The following is a 12,836-nucleotide window of genomic DNA, read 5'->3' on the forward strand; positions in this document are numbered from 1 at the left end:
GGAACGAGACCATGCGCGCCGTCGTCATCCACGCACCGAAAGATCTGCGGATCGACACCTATCCCGATCCGGCGCCCGGCCCGGGCGAGGTCCGCGTTAGAATCGCCAATGGCGGCATCTGCGGCTCCGACCTGCACTACTATCACCACGGCGGCTTCGGCGTCGTCCGCATCCAGCAGCCGATGGCGCTGGGACACGAGATCGCAGGCGTGGTGGCGGCCGTCGGTGGCGGCGTCACCAGCGTGAAGGCGGGCACGCGGGTCGCGGTCAATCCGAGCAGACCGTGCGGCCAGTGCCTGCATTGCCAGGAAGGCATGCGCAACCAGTGCCTCGACATGCGCTTCCTCGGCAGCGCGATGCGCTTTCCCCACGTGCAGGGCGGGTTTCGCGAATTCATCACCGTCGATGCGACGCAGGCCGTGCCGATCGCGGACAGGCTGTCGCTGGCCGAAGCGGCGGTCGCCGAGCCGCTCGCGGTGTGCCTCCATGCCGGCAAGCAGGCCGGACCCCTGCTCGGCAAGCGCGTGCTGATCACCGGCTGCGGCCCGATCGGCGCGCTGATGATCCTGGTCTCGCGCTTCGGCGGCGCGTCCGAGATCGTGGTGACCGATGTCGCCGATGCGCCGCTGGCGGTCGCCAGGAAGCTCGGCGCCACGCATGCGATCAATGTCGCGACCGACGCCGCCGCGCTCGATCCCTGGCGCACCGGCAAGGGCGTGTTCGACACGCTGTTCGAAGCTTCCGGCAATCAGGCCGCGCTCCGCACCGCGCTCGACGTGCTCCGGCCCGGCGCCACGCTGGTCCAGCTCGGCCTCGGCGGCGAGATGACGCTGCCGATCAATTCCATTGTCGCCAAGGAATTGCAGCTGCGCGGCACCTTCCGCTTCGATCCCGAATTCGAACTCGCGGTGCGGCTGATGGGCGAAGGCCTGATCGACGTCAAGCCGCTGATCACGGCGACGATGCCGTTCGAGAGCGCGGTCGCGGCGTTCGAGCTTGCCAGCGACCGCTCGCAGTCGATGAAGGTGCAACTGACGTTCTGAGCCAAGTCGGCGCTACCTGGTCTCGACCAGCCGTTCACTGACCAGCCGGACGGCGCCGCGCTTCCACGAATAATCCGCGCCGAGGCGCAGGCCGCTGTCGCCGCGCGCCAGCACCGCGCCGGTCCTGGCATCGCGCACCTGGAAGCCGAGCGTGTATTCGGTACGGCTGACCCGCCGCACCACGCCGATCAGTGACTGATCGGCGCCAAGCTTCTGCGCGATCGCGGCCTCGCAACCTCCGCAGTCGCGCAGAGCGCGCGCCTTGGTCGCCTCGGCGCTGACCTCGACGATGCGATAGCGGCCAGACTGGCCGAGCGCTTCGCGGACGCTCGTGGTGACTTCGGCCAGGTACGACGCATCCGACGTCGCTGAAGCGCCCGCTGAAGCGGCGGTGGTGTCCTCGAGCTCGAATTCAAACACCGCCAGCGCGACCGGTGCGGGTGTGGCGAGCGCAGCCATGATTTCGCGCGACACGAACATCTCGGCGCGCTGCCATGATTCATCATTGTCGCCGCGGAAGGTGTAGAGCTTGTCCATCACCAGCTTCCTGGCGCCGACATCGATCACGGCGACCTTGGCCCATTGCACCAGGGTGCTCGTCTTCTGGATACCGCCAATGACCTTGAATGCCGCGCCGTCCTCGGCCGACGCCACCGGCCGGTAGCGGCCGTCCGCGCCGATATCCCGTCTGAGCGCAGCCATGAACGCGGACAGCCGCCGCTCGTGGGCGGCGGTCTGGTTGGCCGGCTCGGCCGACGTATCGGTGTAGCTGAAATCGTCCATGGCAACGCCGATGGCGGCCTCGGCCGCCGCCGGGGAATAAGCCACCGGGAGGGCGATGAGAAGAAGCGCAGGGAGGATCAACCGGGAGAGCTGCATGAACGGGCCTCGCATGATGGAGCGGCTCGCATATCCCGAAAGCCTTGCGCCATGCAGCCGTGCCCGTCCCGGCGAGCGCCGGGAAAATTTCACGACGTTGCATCGCACTATGCGCAATGCTTTGCGCAGCCTGCATTCTGCCGTTTAATGCGGGGGCGACAAATCCGTTCGCACCAGGTGCCCGCCGATGTGGAACCGTCCGAGATTCGATCTCAAGGTCCGTCTGACGTTGCGCGTGGCCGCCATATCGGCCGCCTGCTTCGCCGCGATCTCCGCCTACTTCCTTGTCACGGCCGACCGCGAGGCGCATGCGCGCATCGACGGCATCGCCGCCATTGTGGCCAAGACGCTGGAGCTGCAACAGGGCAAGATCCAGTGGGTGGCGAGCCCTCGCTCGGACTTTCCCAACCTCGACCCGGTTTCGGCCTATGTGATGACGCCCGGCCTGTGTCTGGCCTTTCGTGGCACGAACGGCGAGATGCTCCAGCGGTTCTGCAGTGGCGCGCCCAGTCCTGCGAACATGCCGCCGCAGGTTTTCGCGGCCTTCTATCACGGCATGTTCGATCCCGGCCGCGAGGCGGCGCGGCCCGTGATCGTGCGCGGTGCGAAGCTCGGCGAAGTCGTGGTCTCGGTCGATCCGGCCGTGCAGACCGCGGAGGCCTGGCACGAAGCCGGCCGCCTGATGATCGCGCTCGCGATCGCGTTGCCGCTGTTGTGCGCGCTGGTCTATGCCGCGCTCGCCCGCGCGCTGCGCCCGACGCGCATGATCCGTACCGGGCTCGAACGGATTGCCGCCAACGATCTCAGCGCGCGACTGCCGCCGTTCGATCTCGCCGAGCTGTCCACCATCCGTGACGTCTTCAACCATCTCGCCGAAAGCCTCGATACCGCGATTGCGGAGCGCGCCGAGCTCACCCGGAAACTGATCGCGCTGCAGGACGAGGAGCGCCGCCATCTGGCGCGCGAGCTGCACGACGAGTTCGGCCAGTCGCTGGCCGCCATCCGCGCGCTCGCCTCATCCGCTCGTACGACCGCGGCGCAGGAGTGCCCTTCGCTGCTCTCTGAATGCGACGGCATCGCGCGCACCGCGACCGGGATGATGGAGACGCTGCGCGGCACGTTGTTCCGGCTGCGTCCGCCCGACGTCGAGGAACTCGGACTCGTCGCCAGCCTCGAAGGCCTCGTTGCGGGCTGGAACGGGCGCAGCCGCGGCGAGACGCGTTTTTCGATCCGGTTCGACGGCGCGTTCGAGACCCTGCCGGCCACGATCAGCGACAACCTGTACCGCATCGTGCAGGAAGCACTCACCAACGCCGCCAAGCACGCCGGCGCCACGAAGGTCAGCCTCGAATTGGCGATGCGGGCCGGCGAGATCGCGCTTTCGATCGACGACGACGGACGGTCAAACGACCCCGCCGCGAAATCCGGAATGGGCCTGCTCGGCATGCGCGAGCGCGTCGCAGCCTTGCGCGGCCAGTTGAGCTTCGAGACAGGCTCCAACGGAGGCTCCGCGCTGCGCGTCGTCATTCCAATCTCGACTGCCGATCATCCGGTGCTGGAGCGCGCGGCATGAGCGCGGCCGACGCGACGATTCTGCTGGTCGACGACCATTCCGTCGTCCGCGAGGGTTATCGCTCGGTGCTCCAGAAGCAGCCGGGACTTCGCGTCATCGCCGAAGCCGCCGACGGCGCCGAGGCCTATCGCCTGTTCAAGTCCGAAGCACCGGATCTCGTCATCATGGATCTGAGCATGCCCGGGATCGGCGGCATCGAGGCCGTCAGGCGCATCCGGCAATGGGACAAGGCGGCAAGGATTCTGGTCTTCACCATGCACCAGAATGCCGGATTCGCCGTGCAGGCGATCCGCGCCGGCGCGAGGGGTTATGTCACCAAGATGAGCCCGCCGGAGACGCTCGTGCGCGCGGTCATGGACGTGCTCGCCGGCAGGATCGCCATCAGCCCCGACATCGACCACGAGCTTGCGCTCAGCCGCCTTGCTGGCGAGAGCTCGGCCGCCGACGTGCTCACGCCGCGCGAATTCGAGGTGCTGCGGCTGCTGCTGGCCGAAAAGACGACCGACGAGATCGCCGAGACCCTCCACGTCAGCCCGAAGACGGTGGCGAATCTGCATTCGCTGATCAAGGACAAGCTCGGCGTCGGCTCCGACATCGAGCTGGTCCGGCTGGCGCTGCGTCAGGGACTGTTGACGCAGGTCGATCTCGGCGAGGCCTGATCGCCGGCTGCGTTACGGCGCGAGCCTCGCGCCGTCGGGCGCGAACGCTTCCACCGTGTCGCCGATCCTGAACGACATCATGTCGCGGCCGACGAGAAGCGGCCCCTTGTATTCCGTTCGCGTGCGCAGGATCAGCGGCTCCTCCGGAATGTCGGGCGCCGGCTTCACCGTGCCGAACACGATGTGGGAGTAGACGGCCAGCTTCGGCCTGGCGGACGCAAAGATGCGGCCGGCTTCCTCCGGCGAGGTGTGGTGGGCACCGATGTCCTTGTAGACGGGATTCCTGACCAGCAGTTCCGGCTCGATGACAGCCACTTCGTGGATGAGCAGATCGGCGCCTTCCGCCGCCTTGGCGATGCGCTCGTCATATTTGGTGTCGCCCGACAGCACGACCTTGTGGCCGTCATATTCGATGACATAGCCGAACGACGGCTTGATCTTGTCGCCGTGATTGACATCGAGTGCGGTGACCTTCACACCGTTGCTGTCATAGACGCGCCCGGGCTCGATATCCTTCGCCGCAAAGGCGATCGCCGCGGGATCGAGGTGCTCGTCGTCGATGCGAATGCGGATGTCCTCGGCGAACGCCTTGGTCAGGTTCTCCGTCATCGCCACGGTGCCCTCGGGACCGTAGAGCTTCATCGGCCCCTTGCGCGAGGCCCAGGGCGTTGCGAGCCAGCCGGTCAGCCACATGTCCGGAAGACCGACGAGGTGGTCGGAATGCATATGAGTGATGAAATTCGCCGTGATCGCGCCGAGCGGAATCTTCAGCTTGTAGAGCTGCATGGTAGAACCGCGGCCGAGATCGAATAGCAGCTTTTCGCTTCCCGCCTCCACCAGCGTGGAAGCGCTGAAGCTGCTCGGCCGCGGCGTCGGCACGCCGGTGCCGAGCAGCGTCACCTTGATCGGTTCGGCCGCGGCAGATGCCATGAACGCGAGCAGCACGAGGCCGGCCCGCAAGAGAGCCTTGAGCATATCGTCCCTTCCAGATGTCAGATCATTGCCGCCCCACGGCGGATCATTCGCGTGCGACCACCTGGTCGAGCCACGCACAGTTCAGCGGCGGCACGCGCGGATCAGCGACGCGCACGCCGCGCGCGGCCGCATCCAGCCGCATGTCGCGTAGACGCTTGCGTTGCTCTTCCGGCATATGCAGCCGCTCGTGGCCCCATAGCGACGGGCCGTCGAAGGTCTCGTGCGGCTGCCAGGTCTCGGGATCGATCACGCGCGCACCCCAGCCATACTCGATGAAGAAACCCGACGGCGTGTTCACGTAGAACGAGGTCATGTGGTCGTTGGTGTGCCGGCCCAGCGTATAGGCAACGCGGCCGTCGTCCATCTGCGCGAGGTCGTAGCCCTGCCCGACATCGTCGAGACTGCCGAGCTCGACCATGAAATGATGCAGCGCCTTTCGTCCCGAACCGACCATCGCAAAGCTGTGGTGCCGGCCGTTGACGTGGAAAAAATAAAGCCCATAGGGCTTCAGGCCGAAGTCGGAGACGTGGAAGCCGAGCACATCGCGGTAGAACGGCAACAATGGCTCGACGTCCTCGACGTTGAGCACGACATGACCCATGCCGAGCGCGCCGGTGCGGAAACCCGAGATCGGGCGTCCCGGCTTGAAGGGTTCACTCGCGAGTTCCGGCTTGCAGAAAGCCTCGAGCCGGTTGCCGGCGGGATCTGCGAACATGAGCAGTTCGCCAACATGGCGCTCGTCGGCGAGCGCACGCGAGCCGCGCGTCACCTTCACGCCGTGACCTTCCAGGCGGCCGGCGAGACGGTCGAGTTCGGCAGTCGAGGGCACTTCCCATCCCATCACCGCGAGCCCGGCATCGCTGCTGCCGTCGACGATCAACCGCTGCTTGCGATCGTCCATGCGGAACGCACGCGTCTTGCCGCCACGATCGACCTGCTGCATGCCGAGCAGTCCGGTCGCCATCCGGCCCCACTGATCGAGCTGGGTCGAGTTGATCCCGACATAGCCGAGCGCGGTGATTTCCATCGAATTCCTCCAAGGAATCGCATTGAGGCATCGCATCCGCTGCAGTGCGGCGAACTTGATACCGGCCGCGCACGCTCCTACGGTGGCCTCCGCAATCGCTTCGCGTTTGCAACGACGATAGTCGCGGGGCGACGCAGCACAAGGGAGGAAATGCGAAGTGTCCAAGGAGCGGACGCGTGCCGATCGGCCGCGGCAGTCGGAGGGCGTCCGCGCCTTCAAGCGCGGGCTGGACGTGCTGCAGGAGATCAACCGCTCCGGCGGCATTCGCGCCGGCGACGTCGCGCGCGCGCTCGACCTGCCGCGCCCGACCGTCTATCGCCTGCTCGAAACGCTCGAGGAACTCGGCTATGTCGCGCGCAGCGCCAGCGACGATCGCTTTCGCGTCACACGGCTCGCGCTCAGTCTCGGCGACGGCTACGATCCCGGTGTGGTGATCTGCCAGGCGGCCGCGCCTTTCCTCGCCGAGCTCAGCAAGACGCTGGTCTGGCCGGTCGATCTGTCGACTTACGAGAACGCCGCGATGGTGGTGCAGGAGACCACCCATTCGCGCAGCCCGCTGTCGATCGACCGCGGCATGATCGGCAAGCGCCTGCCGATGCTGCGGACGTCTGCGGGCCGCGCCTATCTCGCCGCCTGCCCGGCACGCGAGCGCGACCTGATCGTCGGTCATCTGCGCCGGATCGACGAGGCCGACGACCGCCCCTTTCTCGACGAAGCTCGCCTCGACCGCATGATCGCGGAGACGCAAGCGCGGGGTTACGCGATCCGCAGCGAGGGCGAATACAATCCGAAGACCGCCTCGATCGCCGTTCCGATCGTGCGCAGCGGTGTGGTGTTCGGTTGCATCTCCATCATCTGGATCCGCTCGGCGCTGGGAATCGAGGAAGCGGTGGCGCAGTTTGCAGGGCAGCTTCAGGACACCGCCGCCGCCATTCCGGTCGAGGTTTAGCGGCGTGATTGGCCTTTGCGCCGACACCTCCACGTCGGCGGCAAGGCGTGGATGGCCGGGACAAGCCCGGGCATGAGGACGGGCCCGTCCGCTGGGCGGACACTTGGCGCTGGGGCGTTGATGCTGCGGCGCGGCTTGGGGAAGAGATAGCCCCATGAAAAATAGATCCGCCCCCGAAGAGTTTGATGTCGTCATCGTCGGCCGCGGCCCGGTCGGCGCCACGTTCGCCAACCTGCTCGGCCTCTGCGGCGTGCGAACCCTGGTGCTGGAGCGCGAGGCGCGAACGTATCATCTGCCGCGCGCGGTGCATTTCGACGACGAATGCATGCGCGTGTTCCAGACCATCGGCCTCGCCGACGCCGTCCTGCCGCAAACCATCCTCAGCCCCGGGATGCTGTTCCTCGACGCCAATGGCAAAATGCTGCTGGACTGGTCGCGGCCGCAGACGCTGACGCCGATGGGGTGGAATCTCAGCTATCGCTTCCACCAGCCCGATCTGGAAGACGTGCTGATCGCCGGCCTTTCGCGCTGGCCGCACGTTACCTTGCGCAATCGTTGCGACGTGTTCGCGCTGGACCAGGACGAGACCGGCGTGCGCGTCCGCTACGAGGACCTCTCGAGCGGAAAGCTCAGCGAGGTCCGCGCGGCCTATGTCGTCGGCTGCGACGGTGCCCGCTCGCTGGTGCGGCGCTTCATCGGCTCCGGCATGGACGATCTCGGCTTCCACGAGCGCTGGCTCGTGATCGACGTGCTGCTCAAGCGCGCGCGCGACGATCTCGGCGACTACAGTCTCCAGCATTGCGATCCCAGGCGGCCGGCGACCTATGTCCGCGGCACCGGCACGCGGCGGCGCTGGGAGATCACGGTCCTCCCCAATGAGGACTCCCAGGAGGTGGCGCAGCCGGCGAAGGTCTGGGAATTGCTGTCACGCTGGATCACCCCCGACGATGCCGAGATCGAGCGCGCCGCGGTCTACACGTTTCATTCCGTCATCGCGCAGCAGTGGCGAAACGAACGGCTGTTGCTGGCGGGCGATTCCGCGCACCAGACCCCGCCTTTCCTCGGGCAGGGCATGTGCGCCGGCATCCGCGATTCCGCCAACCTTGCCTGGAAGCTCGTCGGGATCATCCGCGACGGCGCCTCGCCTGACCTGCTCGATACCTATCAGAGCGAGCGCCAGCCGCATGTGCGCGAGTTCATCGAGCTCGCCATCCGCCTCGGCGGCGTCATCAACACCAAGGCGATCGAAGCCGGCCTTGCCGCCGGGCAGGCCCGCGAGAATGCGCCGGTCAAGCTCGAGGTGAAGAAGCCCCTGCTCGGCCCCGGTCTCGCGCTCGGCCACCCGCGATTGGCCGGCCATCTCGCGCCGCAATTCGACATGAAGGACGGCCGCCGCGGCGACGACGCGATCGGCTACGAGCACGTGCTGCTCATCGACAGCGCCGCGCGTCACGCTGTTCCGCGGGCAGGAATCAAGATCCTGGCTGCTGAGGATGCCGACGGCGTCGGACCCTGGCTCCGCGCGCACGGCCTCATCGCCGCGCTGGTTCGCCCCGACCGTTATATCCGCGGCACTGCGCGCGACGACAGCGGCCTCGACCGGCTCATCGCCGCCATCTCGCCTCCAACCCAAATTTCTTCAAACCAAGCGCCGTCCGCGGCCTGACCGAACACCAGGACATCCCATGAAGCTGCTCTCTTTCATCGCCGGCGGACGCGCCTCCTTCGGAGCCGTCAAGGACAACGGCGTCATCGATCTCGGCACGCGCATGGCGCCCTGCACCTCGCTGCGGCAGTTGCTCGAATCCGGCCGCGTTGCCGAGGCGGCCAAGCTGGTCGCCTCCACCGCACCCGATCATCCGCTCGACAAGATCGCCTTCGCACCTGTCATCCCCGATCCCGGCAAGATCATCTGCGTTGGCCTCAACTATCGCGACCACGTCGCCGAAACCGGACGCACCGTCACCGAGAAGCCGGCGCTGTTCGTCCGCTTTCCCTGCAGCCAGGTCGGCCACCTCCAGCCGATCGTGAAGCCGAAAGTGAGCGACGATTTCGATTATGAAGGCGAGTTGGCGCTCGTCATCGGCAAGGAAGGTCGCCACATCCCGGCAGGCCGTGCGCTCGAGCATATCGCCGGCTATTCCTGCTACAATGAAGGCAGCATCCGCGACTGGCAGCGCCACACCAGCCAGTTCCTCTCGGGCAAGAGTTTTGCGGAGAGCGGCAGCTTCGGTCCATGGCTGGTAACGGCGGACGAGATCCCCGATCCGTCGAAGCTCACCTTGCAGACGCGGCTCAACGGCACCGTGGTGCAGGACACCACGACGGACCTCCTGATCACCGCCATCCCGGAGCTGATCGCCTACATCTCGACGATCTGCCCGCTCGTCCCCGGCGACGTCATCGTGACAGGGACGCCCGGCGGGGTCGGCGCCAAGCGCACGCCGCCGCTGTGGATGCGCCCAGGCGACACCGTCGAGGTCGACATCTCCGGCATCGGAATCTTGCGCAACAAGGTCATCGCCGAACCGGCCTGACCGCCGACGCCAATCAATAAAGCTTAACAACATCGGGAAACGCCATGAGCAAGCTTCGCACGACATCCACCGCCATCCTGTTGACAGCGCTGGCGCTCGCAGAGCCCCGCGGCGCGCGCCGAGATCAAGGGCGATGCCATCCGCATCGGCGTTCTCACCGACATGAACGGCATTTTCGCAACCGCCATGGGCCCGGGCTCGTTCGAGGCGGCGCGGATAGCGGCGGAGGAGTTCGGCGGCAAGATCAACGGCAAGCCGATCGAGATCCTGCAGGCCGATCACCAGAACAAGCCGGACCTTGCGGCCTCGCTCGCCCGCAAATGGTTCAGCGACGGCGTTCAGGCGATCGCGGACGGCGGCAGTTCCGGCGCGGCGCTCGCGGTGCAGGAGCTGGTGCGGGGCAACGGCAAGATCTTCCTCGTCTCCGGTGCCGGCGCCAACCAGCTCACCGACGAAGCCTGCGCGCCGACCAGCGTGCAATGGACCCAGGACGCCTATTCCACCGCGACCGCGGTCGTCTCCGGCATCATGCAGACCAGCAAGGAACCGTGGTTCTTCATCACCGGCGACTATGCCTTCGGCCATTCGATCGAGGCAACCGCGCGCGCCCGTATCACTGAACTCGGCGGCAAGGTCGCGGGCGGCGTCAAGGCGCAGCTCGGTACACCCGACTACAGCTCGTTCCTTCTCCAGGCGCAGTCTTCCGGCGCCAAGATCCTCGCGATCAATGTCGCCGGTGACAACGCCACCGCGATCAAGCAGGCCGAGGAATTCGGTCTGGCCGCGCAGGGCATGAAGATCGTGCCGATGTCGTTCCAGAATGTCGACATCGAGGCGGTCGGGCTGAAAGCCACGCGCGGCGATCTCATCGTCACCTCGTTCTTCGAGGACGTCTCGCCGGCGGCGCGGAAATTCTCCGACGCATTCTATGCCCGCCGCAAGGCGATGCCGTCGCAGATCCAGGCCGGCGTCTATTCCGCCGTGCGCCACTATCTGCAGGCCGTGAAGGACACCGATTCCGACGACAGCGCGGCCGTGATGGCGAAGATGAAGGCGACGCCGGTGTCGGATGCCTACACCACCAACGGAAGGATCCGCGAGGACCAGCGCATGGTCCACGATCTCTATCTGGTGCAGGTCAAGACGCCGGAAGAGTCCAGAGGTCCCTGGGATTTCGTCAAGCTGGTCGCAACCATCCCGCCCGACCAGGCCTTCCGCCCCCTCGACCGCAGCAAGTGTAGCCTGGTCGACAAATAATCAGGCCAGATAGCGCACGACATAGCCTTCCATCGCGTAGAGCGCGCAGAGCGCTAGGCTCGACCACACCGCCGCGCTGAAATACAGGAACATCCAGGTCAGCTCGCCCTTCCAATGCGCGATGTCGTGGGTCACCACCCAACGCGTCGAGACGTCATGCAGACCTTCGAGCAGGCCCAAAAATCGACCGCCCTCGGCATGCCCTGCCCGCCAGCGGCTGAGATACATCGGCACGTCGACGGTGACGAGGAAGGCGAGGAAGCAGGCGATGCCGAAGATGCCTGACATCAGCGCCCAGCGCACCACGCCCTGGAATTCCGGCATCAGGCGGCACAGCGCGATCCCGACGAGGAAGAAGGTCACCGCCCACAGCGAATTCTCGATCGCGTTGTAGAGATAGTTGGTGGTCACGACCGCGTACCAGGAGAAGCACTCCGCGATGATGATCACGGGCACGATCACGAGCGCGATGTTCACCGTCGTCTCCGCGCCCGCCATGCCGCCGAGCTGATACAGGATGATCGCCCATTGCGCGGCGAAGCACACTTCGGCGACGGTCGCCACGGTGCGGCCGACGAACACGCTGGAGAGCCAGGTGTCGAACAGGCAGATGCGCTGCACGTCGGCGCGCGGCAGGAACGAACGGAAGGCGCAGCCGAACACGTAGCCTGCGCAGAGCACCAGCATCACGCCCATCCCCGACGGCACGGCGAAGTTGCCGCCGACCGGCTGGTAGAACTCCCGGTACAGCATGAACCAGATGAGGATGTTGACGTTGCTGACAAGCGTCAGGGACCCCCACCACCATGCGAGGGGATTGGACCGCGCCTGCCACTGCAACATGAATCGCTCCGCCGTAATCGATGTGACACGTCTTCGTAATAATCCTGTCACAACGGGCCATGCAATCACGACAAAATTCTGTGTGCGGGGCGCTTTGCGCGCCTCTTTTGTTTGCGCCGGAGATACGCCGGATCGTCCACATACTGGACGATTTAGGCGATAGATTGGAATCTATTGGACAGATGGCGCCTCCGGGTCCATTAATCGTGGATGGCTCAGACCGCGTCCAAACCGCCCCACGCCTCCTCCTCCGCCGCCACGGTGCTGGCGTCGAGCGCCGATGACGCCGCCTTTGCATCGACACTCGCAAAGGGCCTCGTGGTGCTCGAAGCCTTCAAGGCCGGGACGACGCTGCTCGGCAATATGGAGCTGTCGACGCTCACGGGGATTCCGCGGCCGACGGTGGCGCGGCTGACGCATACGCTGGCCGAGCTCGGCTACCTCACTTACGAATCCGAGCGCGCGAAATATCGCGTCGGCGCCCATGCGCTACGCATGGCCCATCCGCTGCTCGCCGACATGCCCTTCCGGCAGGTCGCGCGCCCGATGATGCAGGAGCTGGCGCAGAGCGTGCGGGGCACGGTCTCGATCGGCCTGCTCGACGGCACGTCGATGATCTATGTCGAGACCGCGCGCTCCGGCGACGTCGGCCCGCACGTCCCCGATATCGGCATGCCCATTCCCGTGGTGATGACCGCGATGGGCCGCGCCGCGGCGGCAACCCTGCCGCCGGCCGAGGCGGCATTGCTCGAAAGGCGCATCGAGGCCGACGACGCCGAGCTATGGTCGGCGTTCCGCGACAGATACCGCGCCGGGATCGCGCAATGCACGAGCCGCGGCTTCTGCACCTGCTGGGGCGAGTACATGGCCTCGATCCACGCAGTCGCCGCACCATTGTTTCACACCCGCGAGACGAAGCGGTCGTTCTCCATCAATTGCGGCATTCCCGCGTTCCGGCTTCAGCCGGGCCAGCTGGAGAGCGAGATCGGCCCGCGCATCGTCGCGCTGGCCGACAGCATCCGCGCCGTCGTCAAGCAAGCCGCACCCGCGATGCCGCTGCGCAAACAACAAAGAAAAGCATAGGGATCCAAGGA

Annotated in this window: 11 protein-coding genes and 1 pseudogene; 8 read left to right on the forward strand and 4 right to left on the reverse strand. The window is 66.2% G+C overall.

Going from position 1 to position 12,836, the window contains the following annotated elements:
- The first annotated feature begins 11 nt into the window (after positions 1-11).
- Entirely contained in the window at positions 12-1,043 is a 1,032-nt protein-coding gene (locus ACQ86E_RS00115; protein ID WP_431203704.1) for an L-idonate 5-dehydrogenase, read from the forward strand.
- Between the two features lie 12 nt (positions 1,044-1,055).
- Here the strand turns inward: ACQ86E_RS00115 and ACQ86E_RS00120 are convergent, their stop codons facing one another.
- Positions 1,056-1,922 (reverse strand): DUF2380 domain-containing protein, encoded by an 867-nt coding sequence (locus ACQ86E_RS00120; protein WP_431203705.1) that lies wholly within the window; start codon positions 1,920-1,922, stop codon positions 1,056-1,058.
- Positions 1,923-2,109: 187 nt separating this feature from the next.
- On the opposite strand from ACQ86E_RS00120, the gene ACQ86E_RS00125 reads away from it, so the two are divergent.
- Together ACQ86E_RS00125 and ACQ86E_RS00130 are read left to right on the forward strand one after the other, a co-directional pair.
- The gene (locus ACQ86E_RS00125; protein WP_431203706.1) at positions 2,110-3,495 is read left to right on the forward strand and encodes a histidine kinase; all 1,386 of its coding nucleotides are present in this window, start codon (positions 2,110-2,112) and stop codon (positions 3,493-3,495) included.
- The gene (locus ACQ86E_RS00130) at positions 3,492-4,154 is read left to right on the forward strand and encodes a response regulator (protein WP_015685512.1); all 663 of its coding nucleotides are present in this window, start codon (positions 3,492-3,494) and stop codon (positions 4,152-4,154) included. The genes ACQ86E_RS00125 and ACQ86E_RS00130 overlap by 4 nt, the downstream gene beginning before the upstream one ends.
- A 12-nt stretch (positions 4,155-4,166) precedes the next feature.
- Here ACQ86E_RS00130 and ACQ86E_RS00135 read toward each other — a convergent pair whose 3' ends face one another.
- Both ACQ86E_RS00135 and ACQ86E_RS00140 read right to left on the reverse strand, forming a co-directional pair.
- Positions 4,167-5,129 carry an MBL fold metallo-hydrolase gene (locus ACQ86E_RS00135; RefSeq protein WP_431203707.1) on the reverse strand — a complete coding sequence of 321 codons (963 nt, stop codon included), beginning with the start codon at positions 5,127-5,129 and terminating at the stop codon, positions 4,167-4,169.
- A 43-nt stretch (positions 5,130-5,172) separates the two neighbouring features.
- Positions 5,173-6,156 (reverse strand): VOC family protein, encoded by a 984-nt coding sequence (locus tag ACQ86E_RS00140; protein WP_431203708.1) that lies wholly within the window; start codon positions 6,154-6,156, stop codon positions 5,173-5,175.
- 157 nt (positions 6,157-6,313) lie between these two features.
- Here ACQ86E_RS00140 and ACQ86E_RS00145 point away from each other — a divergent pair, with 157 nt between their 5' ends.
- The 4 genes and pseudogenes from ACQ86E_RS00145 (at position 6,314) to ACQ86E_RS00160 (ending at position 10,899) form a co-directional block, all read left to right on the forward strand.
- On the forward strand, positions 6,314-7,105 hold the full coding sequence (locus tag ACQ86E_RS00145) for a DNA-binding transcriptional regulator (protein WP_431203709.1): 792 nt from the start codon (positions 6,314-6,316) through the stop codon (positions 7,103-7,105).
- Between the two features lie 154 nt (positions 7,106-7,259).
- Entirely contained in the window at positions 7,260-8,771 is a 1,512-nt protein-coding gene (locus ACQ86E_RS00150; RefSeq protein WP_431203710.1) for a bifunctional 3-(3-hydroxy-phenyl)propionate/3-hydroxycinnamic acid hydroxylase, read from the forward strand.
- 19 nt (positions 8,772-8,790) lie between these two features.
- On the forward strand, positions 8,791-9,642 hold the full coding sequence (locus tag ACQ86E_RS00155; RefSeq protein ID WP_431203711.1) for a fumarylacetoacetate hydrolase family protein: 852 nt from the start codon (positions 8,791-8,793) through the stop codon (positions 9,640-9,642).
- A gap of 44 nt (positions 9,643-9,686) precedes the next feature.
- A pseudogene (locus ACQ86E_RS00160) lies at positions 9,687-10,899 on the forward strand (ABC transporter substrate-binding protein).
- Here the strand turns inward: ACQ86E_RS00160 and ACQ86E_RS00165 are convergent.
- Positions 10,900-11,742 carry a hypothetical protein gene (locus tag ACQ86E_RS00165; RefSeq protein ID WP_431203712.1) on the reverse strand — a complete coding sequence of 281 codons (843 nt, stop codon included), beginning with the start codon at positions 11,740-11,742 and terminating at the stop codon, positions 10,900-10,902.
- A 210-nt stretch (positions 11,743-11,952) separates the two neighbouring features.
- Here ACQ86E_RS00165 and ACQ86E_RS00170 point away from each other — a divergent pair, with 210 nt between their 5' ends.
- The gene (locus ACQ86E_RS00170; RefSeq protein ID WP_431203713.1) at positions 11,953-12,825 is read left to right on the forward strand and encodes an IclR family transcriptional regulator; all 873 of its coding nucleotides are present in this window, start codon (positions 11,953-11,955) and stop codon (positions 12,823-12,825) included.
- The last annotated feature ends 11 nt before the right edge of the window (positions 12,826-12,836 follow it).

This window comes from Bradyrhizobium betae (assembly GCF_050632175.1).
In the GTDB taxonomy this organism is placed as follows: domain Bacteria; phylum Pseudomonadota; class Alphaproteobacteria; order Rhizobiales; family Xanthobacteraceae; genus Bradyrhizobium; species Bradyrhizobium betae_B.